Source organism: Arthrobacter sp. MW3 TE3886 (genome assembly GCF_041262145.1).
In the GTDB taxonomy this organism is placed as follows: Bacteria; Actinomycetota; Actinomycetes; order Actinomycetales; family Micrococcaceae; genus Arthrobacter.
Genome location: NZ_JBGCAN010000001.1, coordinates 3605679 through 3622504, shown reverse-complemented (window position 1 = coordinate 3622504; position 16826 = coordinate 3605679). Strand labels below are relative to the sequence as shown.

Here is a 16826-nt window from a genome sequence, read left to right as displayed (position 1 = left end):
CGGCAAATGTCAATTGTCTGCCCGAGTCAGTACGGTGGGTATATGAGTCTTGCGGAGTCACCGGCATCGTCACCAGGATCGTCATCGGCATCACAGCAAACCCCCTCCGAATCGCCGGCACCCGACGGTGCGGCCCCGCCGGTGCACCCCCTGCCGGCAAACCACCTCATGGAGACTGTCCTTCCCGTGCGCCCGGCCCTGATCGACCGTGGATCAGCGGCGCGGGGGAAACCCGGAATGCTCGCGGAACTGGTCGGTTCAGGCTCGGCGCAGGCCATGGTGCTCTCCGGCCGGCAGGCCCTCGTCAGCGGCAACAGCCTCGTGCTCCTCAACGCGGCCGAGCTCTCCGGGCACCTGGCCAACACCCCGTATGCTCCCGAACACGTGATTTACCTCGGTTCCGCCCTGGCGGGCTCGGACCTCGACGCCGGCACCGAGCTCGTCCTCTTTGTCCTCCCCGTTCAGTTCGAAGTCCAGGCCGAGGAATTCGAGGCCCACGTGGCCGGCGTTCCCAGCGATGCGCAGTGGGTGGGTTTCCGCGAAGTCGCAGCACGCCTGAACGCCACGGACACTGCGCTGTTCATTGAAGCCAGCGCCATCGCCAACTGGCACTCCACCCACACGCACTGCCCGCGCTGCGGCACTCCCACGCAGCCGGAAGCCGGCGGCTGGGTCCGGCGCTGCCCGGCCGATAACTCCGAGCACTTCCCCCGGACGGATCCGGCCATCATCGTCACCGTGGTAGGCCCCGACGGGAGACTGCTGCTGGGCGGAGGCGGCCCGCTCGATGCCCGAAACTATTCGACCCTCGCCGGCTTCGTCGAGCCGGGGGAGTCGCTCGAACAGGCCGTGCAGCGCGAAATCGGCGAGGAAGTCGGGGTCCGCGTCACCGCTTCCCAGTACCTCGGATCGCAGTCCTGGCCGTTTCCCGCCTCCCTGATGCTCGGTTTCACGGCCACCACGCCGGACACCGAGGCCCGGCCCGACGGCGTCGAGGTCACCAGGGCGCGCTGGTTCAGCCGGAGCGAACTCCAGGACGCCGTCCTCAGCGGCGAGATCGTCATTTCCAGCAGGCTCTCCATTGCCCGGTCCCTTATTGAACACTGGTACGGCGGCGTCATTCAGGACGCCGCGGACAGCGCCTGACCAGGCCTGCCCCCATCCGCAGGACACCGACTACCGACTAAGCAGCAAAGTGACCACAGAGAAATTGAACTTCAGCACCATCCCCGGCGGGGAACCGTCCGGCGGCACGACGTCGGGCGATGCCCCGGCCGGCGATGCCCCCGAGCCTGACGGCCGCTCGCTGGAGGAACGGATCCTCGGAGGCCTCGACGCCGAACAGCGCGAGGTCGCCAGCACCCTTCAGGGGCCGATGTGTGTCCTGGCCGGCGCCGGCACCGGCAAGACCCGCGCCATCACGCACCGGATCGCCTACGGCGTGCACTCAGGGGTGTACAGCCCGCAACGGCTCCTCGCTGTCACTTTCACGGCCCGGGCTGCCGCCGAGATGCGCAGCCGGCTCCGTGACCTCGGCGTCGGCAACGTTCAGGCCCGCACCTTCCACGCCGCGGCGCTGCGCCAGCTGCAGTTCTTCTGGCCGCAGGCGGTGGGCGGCACGTTGCCCAACCTGCTGGACCACAAGGCACAGATGATTGCCGAGGCCGCGCGGCGGCTCCGGCTTAGCACGGACCGCGCCTCCATCCGGGACCTCGCCTCCGAAATCGAGTGGGCCAAGGTATCCATGCTGACCCCGGCGAACTATCTGGAAAATGCCCAGGGCCGCGGCAACCCGGGCGGCTTCGACCTGACGGCCGTGGCGCGGGTCTTCCAGTCCTATGAGGACGTCAAGACCGACCGCAACGTCATCGACTTCGAGGACGTGCTGCTGATCACCGTGGGGATCCTGCAGGAGGACCCGAAGGTGGCAGCGACCGTCCGGGAACAGTACCGGCACTTCGTCGTTGACGAGTACCAGGACGTCTCGCCGCTGCAGCAGCGGCTCCTGGAGCTGTGGCTCGGCGGCCGCGACGAGCTCTGCGTCGTGGGCGACGCCAGCCAGACCATCTACTCCTTCACCGGCGCCTCCCCGAAGCACCTGCTCGGGTTCAAAGCGATGTATCCCGAGGCCCACGTCGTCAAGCTGATCCGGGACTACCGCTCCACGCCCCAGGTTGTCAGGCTCGCCAACGACCTCCTCGCCGGCCGGCGCAGCGGCGGCCCGGTGGCGGACGCCGCCTGGGCCACACCTTTGCAGCTCGTGGCGCAGCGGCCGGCAGGCCCGGTGCCGCGGTTCACCGAATGCTCGGATGACGAGGCGGAGGCCGCCACGGTCGCCGCGCGGATCCGCGAACTCCTGGACGTCGGAACTCCGGCGAGCCAGGTCGCCGTGCTCTTCCGCACCAACGGGCAGTCCGAAGCCTACGAACAGGCGCTGGCCTCGGCAGGGATCGGGTACCAGCTGCGCGGCGGTGAGCGGTTCTTCGCGCGGAAGGAGGTCCGGGATGCCATCCTGCAGCTCCGGGCCGCCACCCGGGCCGTGGCCGAAACCGCCACGCCCGAGCCGCTCGGGCAGCTGGTCCGGGACATCGTCGCCTCCCTGGGCTACACGGACGCGGCGCCGCACAGCGGGGGCGCGCTCCGGGAGCGCTGGGAATCGCTGGCCGCCCTCGTGGCGCTGGCCGACGAACTCGTGATCAGCAGGGGCCCGCAGTTCGCGCTCCCGGACTTCGTCAACGAGCTCCAGGAAAGGTCCCTGGCCCAGCACGCACCGACCGTCCAGGGCGTCACCCTGGCATCGCTGCACGCCGCCAAGGGCCTGGAATGGGACGCCGTGTTCTTGGTCGGGCTGAGCGAGGGCCTCGTGCCGATCTCGTTCGCTGACACCCCCGAGGCGGTGGACGAGGAGCGCCGGCTGCTGTATGTCGGCATCACCCGCGCCCGCGAACACCTGTCGCTGTCTTGGTCCACTGCCCGGACACCGGGCGGACGCCCCAACCGCAAGCCTTCGCGCTTCCTGGACGGCCTGCGCCCCGACTCGGTGGCCAGCTCCCAACTGCGGGGCAAGGGGCCGGCGCCGCGCCGGAAGGCGGCCGTCCCGGCGTCGTGCCGGGTCTGCGGCAGCATGCTCTCCAGCGGCGCGGAGCGCAAGGTGGGCCGCTGCAACCAGTGCCCGCCCAGCTACGAGGAACAGACGTTCGACGCGCTCAGGCAATGGCGGAAGGACGTGGCCCTTGAGGCCGACGTCCCGGCTTTTGTCGTGTTCACCGATGCCACCTTGACTGCCATCGCCGAGGCACGCCCCGAATCGCTGGAGCAGTTGGCCAAACTCGCCGGCGTTGGTCCATCCAAACTGGAGAAGTACGGCGAGGCCGTCCTGACGGTCCTGGCCGAAAGCACGGTTCAGTGATGCCCGGTTCAGTGAAGCCCGGCGCAGCTCCGGCGGCCACACCGCTGACCACCGCCGACGGCGCCCCGGTGGTGGTGCGCCGCTCTGCCCGCCGACGCCGCACGGTCGCCGCGTTCTGGGAGGACGGCACCGCCGTCGTCGCCATCCCCGCTTCCTTCAGCAGGGCCCAGGAACGGGAGTGGGTCCATCGCATGCTGGAAAAACTCCGGCGCCAGGGGGACCGGGCGGCGCCTGGTTCCGGCCGGCGGCGCCCCCGCAGCGATGCCGACCTGGCCGCCCACGCCGCCGCCCTGTCGGCGAAGTATCTGGGCGGCAGAGCGGTGCCCTCCTCGGTCCGCTGGGTCACCAACCAGAATTCGCGCTGGGGTTCCGCGACGCCGTCCGAAGGGACCATCCGGCTCTCGGTGAAGCTGCAGCCCATGCCGCAGTGGGTGATCGACTACGTGCTGCTCCACGAACTGGCCCACCTCCTGGTGGCCGGCCACGATGCCGCTTTTTGGCGGTTGCTGACCGCGTACCCGGAGACTGAGCGCGCCAAGGCCTTCCTGGAAGGGGTCTCGTTTGCGACCTCACGCGGCCTCGCGCCCGGCGGCGGATACGACGAAGCCCCGGACGGAACCGAAGTCCCGGCCGGGGCCCACTAGCGTTCGGTTACGCCTTGGGCGTGCCGCCGTCTTCCGGACCGCCGTGTTCCGGGCCGCCGTCCTGACGTTCGTCGTCGTCGTCCTGCTTGGCCGCCGATTCCTGGCCGGACGCGCCGGGCTCCGCGGTACGCTCTGACTCTGCGGTGCCCTCGGTTTCCGTGGCGTCGGTGCCGGCCGGCTCGTCGAACCCTCCGCTAAGCAGCTTCTGCAGGGCGTCGTCCACTTCGCTGTCGCTGGCTTCGGCGAGTTTGCGGCGTTCGCTGAAGCCCTGCGGATCTTCCAGGTCCTCTGCCGTGGGCAGCAGGTCGGGATGCTGCCAAACGGCGTCGCGGCCGTCCACCCCGCGCTCGTCCTTGAGCAAGGCCCACAGTGTGGCGGCCTCGCGGAGCCGGCGCGGCCGCAGTTCGAGCCCCACGAGGGAGGAGAACGCGTGCTCGGCTGGGCCCCCGGTGGCGCGGCGCCGCCGGACGGTTTCGCGCAACGCAGCGGCGGAGGGCAGCAGCTTCTCGGTCGCACCCCAGGTGAGTTCGTCCACCCAGCCCTCCACCAGGGCCAGCGCCGTTTCCAGCTTTTCAAGGGCCTGCTCCTGGGCGGGAGTGCGCTGCGGCATGAAGACGCCCTGCGAGAGCGCCTCCTGGATGCCCTCGGGGTTGCTGGGATCGATCTCGCGTGCCAGTTCTTCGATCTTGGACGTGTCGATGTGGATGCCGCGGGCGTACGCCTCGATCGCGCCGAGCAGGTGCCCGCGCAGCCAGGGGACCTGGACGAAGAGGCGGGCGTGCGCCGCCTCGCGCACGGCCAGGAACAGGCGGATGTCGTTCTCCGGCAGGCTGAGGCCCTCACCGAATTTCGCCACGTTGGCCGGCAGGAGCGCCATTTCAAGGTCGGCCAGGGGCACGCCGATGTCCGTCGAGCTGACCACTTCAGCCGAGAGCGCGCCGATCGCCTGGCCGAGCTGCATGCCGAAGATCGCCCCGCCCATGTTCTGGATCATCGAGGAGGCGCCGCCCATCATGGACTTCATTTCCTCGGGCATCTGCTCGGTCATGGCGGCCGAGAGCGCATTGGCGATGCTGTTGGCCACGGGCTCGGTCAGCCGCTTCCACGTCCCCAGGGTTTCCTCGACCCACTCGGCGCGGGACCACGCCCGGCCGATCAGTCCCGTGGCCGGAAGCCCGGTGACCTGGTCAAGCCACAGTTCGGCCAGCCGAAGGGCCTCGTCGACCTCCCGCGACTGCTGCGCCGTGACCGAGGGATCGGATCCGCTGGCGGCGACCCGCCGGGCGTTCTCATGCGCCAGCTGCCAATTGACGGGCCCCTCCGAGGGGGCGCTCATCATCGCCTGCACCTGGGAGAACATCTGGGCCAGGAGGTTGGGATCGTCCGGGAGGCCTGCTGCCTTGGCGAGTTCGGCTGGGTCGATATTGCCCATGCCCTGCCCGCCCATCAGGTTCTTGAGCATTTCGGCCAGGGGATCCTTGGGTTCCTCGTCGCCATTGGACGGATTGAGTGGGTTGGAGGTCATGATCCCGCCGATCGTCGGTGTGGCTGCTTCTCAACTTCACGGTACCCCTGTGCAAGAGTGGCTGTCTGCCGAAACCGCGCCACGTTCGCTGTAGGCAAAGAGCGGTCCGGGGTCCCAAGCGCGTAGGCTTGGAAGTTGGAATATTTGCACGCGGCAGCCTCGGGTTAGGCTGCGGCCCTGGTGCGTGGTTGCGGTGTCCTCGGGCTTGTCCTGGCGGGCCGCAGCATCTCGTGCCGGCACGGAGAGGTCGTTCAATGACAATCACCCACGGTGAGCAGCCCGCCAGCGACCCAGCGGCCGGCCCTGCCCGGGGCAGAAGGGCGCGACTGGCCGGCGTGCGGCGCCCGCGCAACAACCGGTCTTCGGCCATGCTGGTCTCGGGGCTGCTTGCCGCCGCCCTGGGCATCACAGCGGTGAGCCTGCCGGTGCCCTACGTGATCGAGTCTCCCGGCCCCACCTTCAACACCATCGGCCAGGACAACGGCAAACCGGTCATCAGCGTCAGCGGCCATGAGTCGTATCCCGCCAAAGGCAGCCTGGACCTCACCACTGTCTATGTCGACGGCGGTCCCAACGGCCCGGTCAGCGTCGTCGAGGCCTTCTCGGCATGGCTGAACGGCACCAAAGCCGTCTACCCCCAGGAGTTGCTGTTCCCGACCGGCGTCACCAAGGAGCAGTCCCAGCAGGAGAGCGCCACCGCGATGACCACCTCCCAGGAGAACGCCATCGCCTCGGCACTGAAGGAACTGAAGATTCCGTTCGGGCAGAAAATGCAGGTGGCCGGCCTCCCGGACGACTCCGCCTCGAAGGGGCTGCTGCAGGCAGGGGACGAACTTGTCTCCATCAATGACAAGCCGATTACCGCGCTCGGCGTGGTCCAGGCGGAACTGGCCGCCGGCAACGGCAAACCCGCCAAGGTCATTGTGGAACGCGCCGGCGCCCGGGTGCCCGTTACCATCACTCCGGCCAAGAACAGCGCGGGCCGCTACATCCTCGGCGTCTTGCTGCAGTACAAGTTCACGTTCCCGTTCGATGTCACCATCTCGCTCGATAAGGTCGGTGGCCCCAGTGCGGGCATGATGTTTGCGCTTGGCATCATTGACACCGTCACTCCGGGGGACCTGACCGGCGGCAAGCACATCGCCGGGACCGGAACCATCACCCCGGACGGCGCCGTAGGACCCATCGGCGGGATCGCCCAGAAAATGCAGGGGGCGCGGTCCGGCGGGGCCACGCTGTTCCTGGCGCCGGCGGCCAACTGCGAAGACGTCCTGGGCCACATCCCCGACGGACTGCAGGTGGTCCGGGTCGAGAACCTCACCGAGGCCCGCAAAGCAGTTGAACTGGCCGCGTCAGGCGGCGACACATCGGGCCTGCCGGTCTGCACCAACAACTAGACTGGCCGCGGAACTAAGCGCCGCCCCCACTCGTGGCACTAATGACGGCCGCGCCGGCCAGACGTGACCCTGCTGCAGGGCCCTGACGGAACGGCGGCGACGGCCGTTAGAATGCATCAACCCTGCAACACCGGCACTTGGTCGCCAGACTGAGCCGCAGCAGCGACTGATAACTAAAAACCAGCAGTACGACCAGCTATGAGGTACCGAGTTTGTCCCGTCCCGCCAGCACTGTCCCGCCCGGAAGACCCCAGACACGACGCGGCGCCCTGACGCCGACGCTGATCATCGTGGCCCTGATCGTGGTCGGATTCATCTTCTTCGCCAATGTCTGGACGGATGTCCTCTGGTACCAGCAGCTGGGCTACTTCGGGGTGTTCATGACCGAGAACCTCGCCAGGATTGTGATCTTCCTGGCAGGTTTCGCCGTCATGTTCACGGCCGTCTTCTTCGCCATCCGGATTGCCTACCATGCGCGGCCGGTGTACGCCCCAGACTCGGAAATCCGGGACAACCTCAACCGCTACCAGGCCCAGCTTGAACCGATCCGGCGCGTCGTGATGGTGGGGCTTCCCGTCCTCTTTGGCCTGTTTGCCGGCAGCGCCGCGGCCAGCCAGTGGCAGAAAGTGCTCCTGTTCCTGAACCAGGAGCCGTTCGGCCAGAACGATCCGCAGTTCGGGCTCGACATCAGCTTCTACCTCATGACGCTTCCTTTCCTTGGCTTCGTCACCGGGTTCCTCATCAGTGTCACGGTGATCGCCGGCCTTGCCGGTATCCTCACCCACTACCTGTACGGCAGCATCCGGATCATGGAACGCGGGATCTTCACCAGCCGCGCCGCGCAGATCCACCTGGCTGTCACGGGCGCCGCCTTCCTGGTGCTGATGGGCATCAACTTCTGGCTGGACCGCTACTCCACGGTGCAGAATAACGGCGGGCGCTGGGCCGGTGCGCTGTACACGGACGTCAACGCCGTCATTCCGACCAAGGCCATCCTGGCCGTGGCCGCGGCCATCGTCGCCGTGCTGTTCATCGTCGCCGCGGTGATCGGCAAGTGGCGTCTCCCGGTGATCGGCACTGCCATGCTCATCATCACGGCCATCCTGGCCGGCGGCGTCTACCCGTGGGTCATCCAGCAGTTCCAGGTCCGGCCCTCGGAGCAGACCCTGGAGAACGAATACATCAAGCGGAACATCGCGATGACCCGTGCCGCCTACGGCCTGGATAAGGTCCAGGAAAAGCGGTACAACGCCACCACCAATGCCACCACCGGCGCGCTGGCTCCCGATGCACAGACCACCGCCAACATCCGGCTGCTGGATCCGAACCTGATCTCTGATGCGTTCTCGCAACTGGAACAGTACCGGCCCTACTACCAGTTCCCCAGCGCCCTGAACGTGGACCGCTACGAGATCGACGGCAAGATCCAGGACACGGTCATCGCCGTCCGCGAACTCAACCCGGACGGGCTGGCCACGAACCAGCAGTCCTGGCTCAACCGGCACGTCGTGTACACACACGGCTACGGCGTTGTCGCCGCCAAGGGCAACAAGTTCACCGTGGACGGCAAGCCGGACTTCCTGCAGGCGGGCATCCCGTCCACCGGTGCGCTCGGCAACGATTCGACTTATCAGCCCCGCGTTTACTTCGGCCAGGACTCGCCCGACTACTCGATCGTGGGCGCCCCGGACGGTGCACCGCACCGTGAGCAGGACCGGCCCGCGGCCAAGGAAGGCGACGGCGAGACGCAGTACACCTTCACCGGCAACGGCGGCCCGAACGTGGGCAGCTTCTTCAACAAGATCCTCTACGCGATCAAGTTCCAGTCCTCGGACCTGCTGCTTTCCGACGGCGTGAACGCCGAGTCCCAGATCCTCTACGACCGCAACCCGCGGGACCGCGTCGAAAAGGTGGCGCCCTACCTGACCGTTGACGGCAACCCGTACCCCGCCGTCGTCGACGGCAGGGTGAAGTGGATCGTGGACGGATACACCACGAGCCCGTACTTCCCGTACTCCCAGCAGGAGCAGCTCTCCGCCGCCACGGCCGACTCACAGACCGCCGCGAACCGGACAGTAGCCCTGCCGAACAGCTCGGTGAACTACATCCGCAACTCGGTCAAGGCCACCGTGGATGCCTATGACGGCTCCGTGACGCTGTACGCCTGGGACGACCAGGATCCGGTCCTGAAGGCCTGGCAGAAGATCTTCCCGACGTCGGTGAAGCCGTACTCGGAGATGTCCGGCGCGCTCATGAGCCACGTGCGGTACCCGGAGGACCTGTTCAAGGTCCAGCGCGAGCTCCTGGGCCGCTACCACGTGACCAACCCGGACAGCTTCTACACCAACATTGACGCCTGGTCCGTTCCCAACGACCCCACCGTCAAGGACGAGGTCAAGCAGCCGCCGTACTACATGTCGCTGAAGATGCCCGACCAGGACAAGCCGGCGTTCCAGCTGACGTCGTCGTTCATCCCGCAGGTGGTCAACGGCAACGCCCGCAACGTGCTTTACGGCTTCCTGGCCGCGGACTCCGACGCCGGCAACCAGAAGGGCGTCAAGGCGGACAGCTACGGCCAGCTCAGGCTCCTGCAGATCCCGCCGGAAACCCAGGTCCCCGGCCCCGGCCAGGCGCAGAACAAGTTCAACTCCGACCCCACGGTTTCGCAGGCCCTCAACCTGCTGCGCCAGGGCGCGTCGGCGGTTCTCAACGGCAACCTCCTGACCCTGCCGGTCGGCGGTGGCATGGCGTATGTCCAGCCCGTCTATTTGCGCTCCACGGGTGAGACCTCCTACCCGACGCTGCAGCGGGTCCTGGTGGCGTTCGGCGACAAGATCGGGTTCGCGCCCACCCTGGACGAGGCCTTGAACCAGCTGTTCGGCGGAAATTCGGGGGCCGCGGCAGGAGACTCGGCGAACAAGGGACAAACGCCGGCCACGCCCACCACGCCAGGGGGTGCGACGCCGCCTGGCACCACCGACGCGAAGGCAGAGCTGAAGGCCGCGCTGGACGAGGCCAATGCCGCGATCAAGGCCGGCCAGGACGCCCTCGCGAAGGGCGACTTTGCGACCTACGGTGACCAGCAGAAGAAGCTCGCTGCCGCCCTGCAAAAGGCTCTCGAGGCCGAAGCGAAGCTGGAAACCCCGGCCGCCCCGGCTGGCACCGCCACGCCGACGCCTTCAGCCACCCCGTCAGCCACGCCGTCGGCGACGGCGGGCGGCTAGCTATCCGCAGCTGACGCTGGCAGGCTCCTGACATTGAGCTGGGGCCGGGCGCCGGCTGTGCACGGTCCGACAGGCCGGGTTTGCCCTCTCCGGAGAGGCCAGGCCCCGGCCTGTGGCGTAGACGGACCGGATTCGATCCCTGCGGCCTTGACCGGTTTGGACAGGTCTTGATCGGGCGCGGGTGGACCTGCATGGACCTGCGTGGACGCTCGCTGGTGGCGAGATGCACATCACGCCACCTCGATTTGGCCTCAAGTTCACCGGCAGGTAGAGTTGTTCTTGCGACGCGGGGTGGAGCAGTTCGGTAGCTCGCTGGGCTCATAACCCAGAGGTCACAGGTTCAAATCCTGTCCCCGCAACTGGAGAAAAGGTCCGGAACACTGGAAACAGTGTTCCGGACCTTTTGCTTTAAGCCGCTCGGGGGACGGTCCGGAAGCCGGAAAGCCGGGTTACAGGACAAAATGTGTAGGAATCCCGGCCGTACCAGGGGCGTCCTGCCGGAACCCTGAGCTACCGGGCGGGTGCCCCTGCTCCCGCCCGGCGGATGCGGCCCGGGGGCACTTTGACACGGACACGCCGCAGACACTGGACCCGGCGCCGGAATGGAGCCCAAAGCCGCCCCGGAGGGCGGGCGGCGGCTGGGCCGGGCCGGGGGCGTGGTCAGGGCGGTCCGGAAACTAGGGTAGAGTTGATCAAGCGACGCGGGGTGGAGCAGTTCGGTAGCTCGCTGGGCTCATAACCCAGAGGTCACAGGTTCAAATCCTGTCCCCGCAACTGGAGAGAAGGTCCGGAACACTGGAAACAGTGTTCCGGACCTTTCGCTTTAAGGGCTCTTCACAGTTGAGGGTGTAGTCGCCGGGTGGATGGCGGCTGGCGCGTCGGTCCCGGGGCAGGTGTCGAGGTCTTCCGAGGATGCGCAAACGCGGGCGGAGGCCCGATCTTGTGTCACCGTTCGCTGTGGACTACTTTGCGTGCCCGTTCAGATCGGTCAACGGCGCACCTGATAGCGCAGGTGAAGCACCCGGTTGCCCTGAATCACCACGTCAGGATCCTCCAACAGGTGCTGCGCGTGGACCGACCCGAAGTAGCGCTTGCCGGACCCGAACACGACGGGTGCCACGTCCATGCGCACCTCGTCGATCAGGCCCGCGGCAAGCACCTGGCCACCGACGTCGCCGGCGGCGACCTCGACCAGGCGGTCACCGGCAAGCTCCTGCGCCTTGGCCACTGCAGCCTCGACGCCGCCGACGAAGTGAAACGACCCCTCGGGGTCCCAGCCCCCGGGCTTCGGCCGGTGTGTCACGACGACTACGTGGTCGACTCCGCCCGGAGGCTTCCCGTCCCAGCCGTCCGTCATGTCGAAGACGTGGCGGCCGACGATTGTCGCCCCGATCTGGTCCCAGTACAGCCGGGTGTAGTCGTAGGACGTCTGCGATACCTTCAACTCGCCGCTCTCGTCCAACGGAACGTCACCGCTGGACAACCAGTCGAACAGCGGTCCGGGCTGGTCGTGCTCGTCCGCGATGAAGCCGTCCACCGACACCGAGCTGTACATGACCACCTTGCCCACGAGGCTCTCCTTTGCTTTGGCGTGCCCCCCAATTAGCGTGTCGTGCGCTCTCGCTCTTGTAAGAAATCATCGTCCGGCAGTGGCCAGCAGTCCAGCACGTGGCCGGGACTTACCCGACACGGCCGGCCCGGAACCGGCCGCCCCAGCGGGCCCAGAGCTGGCCCTCAGCCGTCCTTGAGCCGCTGATAGGTCGCCAGCGCCCGTGCCCGGGACTCGGCAAGGTCCACGATCGGCGCGGGGTAGCCGGCGGCGGCGCTGTCGGCCTTCCAGGGCTCGTGGACTGTCTTGTCGTCCAGCGCGGCGAGCTCGGGAATGTACCCGCGCAGGTAACGACCGGCGGCGTCGAACTTTTTGCTCTGCGTGACCGGGTTGAAGATCCGGAAATACGGCGACGCGTCGGCACCCGAGCCCGCGACCCACTGCCAGTTGGCCGGGTTGCTCGCGGCATCGGCGTCCACCAGCGTGTCCCAGAACCAGGCCTCGCCCAGCCGCCAGTCGGCCAGCAGGTTCTTCACCAGGAAGGACGCGGCCGCCATCCGCACGCGGTTGTGCATCCAGCCCGTTTGCCAGAGCTGGCGCATGCCCGCGTCCACCATCGGGTAGCCCGTACGGCCCTGCTGCCAGGCCTTGAGCTCGTCGCCCGACGCCGGCTGCCACTGAAAGCGGTCGAACTCCGGCCGGTAGTTCCGCGTCGCCAGATCCGGATTCTCGTACAGCAGCTGCCAGCAGAATTCCCGCCAGCCCAGTTCGGAACGGAAGATCCCGACGTCGGCCGGAGCCCCCGGCGCAAAGCTGTGGCGCAGCGTGTGCCAGATCCGGAAGGGGCTGATTTCGCCAAAGCGCAGGTGCGGCGAGAGCCGGCTGGTACCTTCGACACCCGGAACGTCGCGGCCGGTGCCATATTCTGCCGCCGGTCCGTCCACGAAATCCTCGAGGCGGCTGAGGGCGCCTGCTTCTCCCGGTGTCCACGTGCCGGCCAGTCCAGAGCTCCAGTCGGGGCTACGGGGGAGCAGGCCCCAGCTTTCGAGCGTTTCGCTCGCCGGCAGGCTGCCGCCGCGGGTGTGTGCAGGGGCCGGCAGCCGGTCCGGGGCCGCCATCGGCTGCCGCGGCTCGGCACCGGCCATGCAGGCCTTCCAGAACGGCGTGAACACCTTGTAGGGTCCCCCGCTGCCTGTGCGAACGGTCCACGGCTCGAACATGAGGTTCGCCTGGAAGCTCGTGGCGTTCAGGCCCTCCCCGCTGGCCCAGCTCTTCAGTCCTGCGTCGACGGCGCGTTCAGGGCCACCGTAACGGCGGTTCCACAGCAGCGCGTCTGCCGACGTCTCCACCGCGAGGTCCTGGATGATCCGGGCGGCCGGGCCGCGGCGGAGCACCAGCCGCGAGCCCGTGGCCTCCAGCGCGGCGGCCAGGCCGGCCAGGGAATGGTGGAGCCACCACTTCACCGCGCCGCCCAGCGGCCGGATGCCGGGTGACTCCTCATCCAGGACATAGACGACGGTCAGGGGTTGGTGCAGGGCGGCGGCCTCCGCCAGTGCCGGATTGTCATCCAGCCGGAGGTCGTCACGGAGCCAGACAAGGGTCGCAGACATGGATCCACGGTACACGCGCGGCCGCCGGCGCGGGCGCCGGAACGGTGAAATACAGCCACAACAAGGGCCGGGCTCCGGCGGGCGATCCTGAGGTGTCAGGTTTGCCCGCCGGAGCCCGGCCCGCGGGACTGATGCGTGCATCCTGTCCGGCGGAAACGCCGGACCGGCGGGTCAGAGCTTGTCGAAGTCGGCCTCGTCGACCGTGGAACCGGACTCGGTGCTCGGTTCCCCGGCGCCGATAGCGGCGGGGGAGCCGCCGGACTTCAGCGCTGCCAGCCGGGCTTCGATCTCGGTCTGCTCGCCCAGATCTTCCAGCGAATTGAACTGGGCGTCCAGGCTCGAGGCGGCGAGCTCCTGCTGGCCGCGGACCTTGGCTTCTTCGCGGCGGATCTTCTGTTCGAAGCGGCCCACCTCGGAGGTGGGGTCCATGATGTTGATGCTCTTGAGGGCGTCGTGAACCTGGCTCTGGGCCTGCACGGTCTTGGACCGGGCCACCAGCTCATTGCGCTTGCTGGTCAGTTCGTTGAGCTTGCCCTTCATCTGGTCAAGGCCGTGCTTGAGCTTGTCCACCACCTCGGTCTGGGACGCGATGCTCGGCTCGGCAGCCTTGGCCTCGTTCTCGGAACCCATCTGGCGCTGCAAAGCTACCTTGGCCAGGTTGTCGAACTTCTCGGCATCGCCGACGTCGCCCTTCGCCCGGTACTCGTCGGCCTTGCGCGAGGCGGCGAGGGCCTTTCTGCCCCAATCCTGGGCGTTGCGGACGTCCTCGTTGTAGTCGTCCTGGAGCATGCGCAGGTTGCCGATGGTCTGGGCCACGGCGGACTCCGCCTCCGCGATGTTGTTCGTGTAGTCACGGACCATCTGGTCCAGCATTTTCTGCGGATCTTCGGCCTGGTCCAGCAGCGAATTGATGTTTGCCTTCGCCAGCTGCGCCATGCGGCCGAAAATGGACTGCTTAACCATGGTGTTACCTTTCGTCCTGCTCCGTTGTCTCACTGCTTCCAGTGATCGATGATGTATCGCATCTATCCGCTGTCCGGGCCGTTGTGGCCGGCGCGTGGTCTGTAAAGTTTCCCGTCAAAGTTTGCCGTCCCTGTTTCCCCACTTTGTCCCCTGCGGGGGCGGGGCCAACAGGCTAGAAACTTCCGGAGTCTCCGCCACCGAAGTCTCCGCCGCCGCCAAAGTCGCCGCCACCCCAGCCGCCGCCGGAATCATCGCCGCCTCCGCCGCCCCAGCCTCCGCCGCCGCCGCCCCAGCCGCCGCCTCCGCCGTGGAGGATCGAGTTGATGAGGATTCCGCCGAGGATCGCGCCGCCGAGGCCCCCTCCGCTGCTGCCGCCGAACATGCCACCCCGGCCGTAGCCTTGGCCCTGGTTGGCGTAGCCGCCGAATTGGTCAACGTCGGACTGGGCCAGCTGCGCGGCCTGTGCCGCCAGCGCGTAGGCCTGCTGCGCGTACTGCAAGGCCGTGACAGGGTCAGTGCGGGAAATGGAGAGCGCATAGTCCAGGTTCCGCTGGGCTTCCGCCAGGCGGGTGCGGGCATCGGTGCCCACGCCACCGCGGCGGGCGGTGATGTAGTCCGACGTCGCGCTGATCTGGGCCTGGGCCGACATGATGCTCTGCTGCAGTGAGGCCTGGGCCCGGCGCGTCTGGTCCTGCTGGTCGCGGATTCCGGCGAGGGACTGGTCGAGTGCCTGGTGGGCCGTGACCACCCGTTCCAGCGTCGCGATCGGATCAATCTTGCCGCCCTGGATTTCCGCCTTGACCTGGGCAAGCGCAGCTTCCGCCGCGGCCACAGGGCCGGCAAGTTCCGGATGGGCGCCGGACTGGATCATCGCCTTCGCCTGGGCCAGGTCCTGGGCGGTATCGACGACCGCGGCTTCCAGGCTGTTGCGTGCCTCGTCGAGGCTGCCGGCCACCTTGGTGATGGCGCCGATCAGCACGTTCGTCTGGTGCAGGCTTTCCTCGGCGGCGCGGACCGCGACCGCGGCGAGGCTGCTCTCACCCGCGGCGAGCTTTTCGTGCGCCGCCGTGGAGGCATTCTGCACGAAGTCGAGACGTTCCTTGGCCTGTTTGATGTTGTCCGCAACCTGGACCAGGGCACTCTCGGCGTACTTGGCACGCAGATCGGTCAGGGACTGTTCGGCGCTGGCCAGCCTTGCCTGGGCGTCCGCGGCGCCGGCGCCGACGGCGGCGAGGGCCTGCGGGGCGTTCTTTTCCAGCTCCCGGAGGGAATCGAAATCCGCTTTCTGTTCCTGCAGCGATGCCAGCGCGGCCTCGGAGCGGCCGATGATTTCAACGAGCCAGCTCCGTTGCTGCTCCTCGGTGTCGGGGATGTGGTCGTCAAGCTGCTGCTGCAGCTTGAACGATTCCGTCATGTGGCCCTTGGCCTCCTGCAACGCTTTGGTGAAATTGCCCACCGCGGCGTCGCCGTACTGGGCCTGGGCGAATCCGAGCTCCTGCTCACTGGACTTGATGGCGTCGTCGGCTTCGATCAGCAGCGAATCGCTCTTCCGGCGCAGCTCGGCCACGCTGAGCCCCGCCAGCGGGTCCGGCTGCGAGCCTTGGGCCCCGGCTGACGCCCCCGAACTTTGCAGGGCCTTCTTCCGCCGGTTGCGCAGGTACAGGTACGTTCCAGCTCCGCCCACAGCCACGACGCCGACTCCCACGAGGACGGCGCTGCCCGCTCCGTCGCCGGAGGGCACCGTTCCGCTGCCGCCGCCGGCCGCGTCGCCCACCGCAGCGGCCGTATCAATGGCGGCCTGGGAGAAGTCGCGCTTTCCGCCAGCCAGGTTCGGCACGATGGCGTTCTGGACGATGTTGGACGTCTTGGGATAGATGGCGCTGGCCGAACTGGGTGAGAAGTAGTACTTGCCATCGTCGGACATGGTCAGGATGACGTCGGCCTTGCCCATGCCCTTGTTGGTCGCGACGGCCTGCGCCCACGCCTTGGGGTCGGCCGGATTCTCGAACGTCTTTGCCGTGATGACGTAGAGGTTGTACTTGTGGTCCTTCAGGAGCTTTTGGATGGCGTCCTGGACTTCGGCCTTGCGGCTGCCGAGCACGTTCGCACTGTCCACGATGTTCTGCCCGGACGGAATGGTCACCGGATCTTCGGCCAGGGCTGGAGCGGCGGGGAGCGCCAGCAATCCAGCGACGCCAAGGACGGCGAGGAAACGATTCAACTTAGACCGCATGTGCAACCCTTCAGCACTTCTGGGACCGGTTCGGTCGAACCAGCCGTCACAGAAAGCAGCAGCGCCCCCACGCAGATGTAAAGCCGCAGGTCGCTGTGGCATTTCCATTTGATTCTATGGTGCACCCAAATGGCAGTCCACCTAGGGGAATATGCCACCAGCGAAACGCGCTTAACCAAAGAAACACCGGCCCGCGGGCCGCGAAACTGTCCGTTCAGGAACCTCCCAGCAAATGTCCGCTCTAGTGTCAGCCTGAGCGTCCATAGTTAAAT

Annotated in this window: 10 protein-coding genes and 2 tRNA genes; 7 read left to right on the top strand and 5 right to left on the bottom strand. The window is 67.5% G+C overall.

Features of this window, described 5'->3' with window-relative positions; genetic code table 11:
• Positions 1 to 168 precede the first annotated feature (168 nt).
• From nudC to ABH915_RS16415, 3 genes are all read left to right on the top strand, one after another.
• Positions 169 to 1146 carry an NAD(+) diphosphatase gene (gene nudC, locus ABH915_RS16425; protein ID WP_231386287.1) on the top strand — a complete coding sequence of 326 codons (978 nt, stop codon included), beginning with the start codon at positions 169 to 171 and terminating at the stop codon, positions 1144 to 1146.
• A 160-nt stretch (positions 1147 to 1306) separates the two neighbouring features.
• Entirely contained in the window at positions 1307 to 3409 is a 2103-nt protein-coding gene (locus tag ABH915_RS16420) for an ATP-dependent DNA helicase UvrD2 (protein WP_370125026.1), read from the top strand.
• Positions 3409 to 4053, top strand: coding sequence for a M48 family metallopeptidase (locus tag ABH915_RS16415; protein WP_370123257.1), 645 nt, complete (start codon positions 3409 to 3411; stop codon positions 4051 to 4053). Before ABH915_RS16420 ends, ABH915_RS16415 begins: the two co-directional genes overlap by 1 nt.
• Positions 4054 to 4060: 7 nt before the next feature.
• On the opposite strand, the gene ABH915_RS16410 is transcribed toward ABH915_RS16415, so the two are convergent.
• Positions 4061 to 5578: a zinc-dependent metalloprotease gene (locus tag ABH915_RS16410; protein WP_370123255.1), complete on the bottom strand. Its 1518-nt coding sequence runs from the start codon at positions 5576 to 5578 to the stop codon at positions 4061 to 4063.
• Positions 5579 to 5832: 254 nt separating this feature from the next.
• Here ABH915_RS16410 and ABH915_RS16405 point away from each other — a divergent pair, with 254 nt between their 5' ends.
• The 4 genes from ABH915_RS16405 to ABH915_RS16390 all read left to right on the top strand — a co-directional run bounded on the left by ABH915_RS16405 (position 5833) and on the right by ABH915_RS16390 (position 10973).
• On the top strand, positions 5833 to 6975 hold the full coding sequence (locus tag ABH915_RS16405) for a PDZ domain-containing protein (RefSeq protein WP_370123252.1): 1143 nt from the start codon (positions 5833 to 5835) through the stop codon (positions 6973 to 6975).
• Between the two features lie 212 nt (positions 6976 to 7187).
• Complete coding sequence (locus ABH915_RS16400) at positions 7188 to 10199, top strand: UPF0182 family protein (protein ID WP_370123249.1); 3012 nt, start codon at positions 7188 to 7190, stop codon at positions 10197 to 10199.
• A gap of 285 nt (positions 10200 to 10484) precedes the next feature.
• A tRNA-Met gene (locus tag ABH915_RS16395) sits at positions 10485 to 10558 on the top strand.
• Between the two features lie 341 nt (positions 10559 to 10899).
• Positions 10900 to 10973 (top strand) — tRNA-Met (locus ABH915_RS16390).
• Positions 10974 to 11187: 214 nt separating this feature from the next.
• Here the strand turns inward: ABH915_RS16390 and ABH915_RS16385 are convergent.
• The 4 genes from ABH915_RS16385 to ABH915_RS16370 form a co-directional block, all read right to left on the bottom strand.
• On the bottom strand, positions 11188 to 11769 hold the full coding sequence (locus ABH915_RS16385) for a dihydrofolate reductase family protein (protein ID WP_370123246.1): 582 nt from the start codon (positions 11767 to 11769) through the stop codon (positions 11188 to 11190).
• Between the two features lie 164 nt (positions 11770 to 11933).
• The gene (locus tag ABH915_RS16380) at positions 11934 to 13358 is read right to left on the bottom strand and encodes a deoxyribodipyrimidine photo-lyase (RefSeq protein ID WP_370123244.1); all 1425 of its coding nucleotides are present in this window, start codon (positions 13356 to 13358) and stop codon (positions 11934 to 11936) included.
• 171 nt (positions 13359 to 13529) lie between these two features.
• Positions 13530 to 14321 carry a PspA/IM30 family protein gene (locus ABH915_RS16375; RefSeq protein WP_370123241.1) on the bottom strand — a complete coding sequence of 264 codons (792 nt, stop codon included), beginning with the start codon at positions 14319 to 14321 and terminating at the stop codon, positions 13530 to 13532.
• 172 nt (positions 14322 to 14493) lie between these two features.
• On the bottom strand, positions 14494 to 16554 hold the full coding sequence (locus ABH915_RS16370; protein WP_370123239.1) for a TPM domain-containing protein: 2061 nt from the start codon (positions 16552 to 16554) through the stop codon (positions 14494 to 14496).
• Between the last annotated feature and the right edge of the window lie 272 nt (positions 16555 to 16826).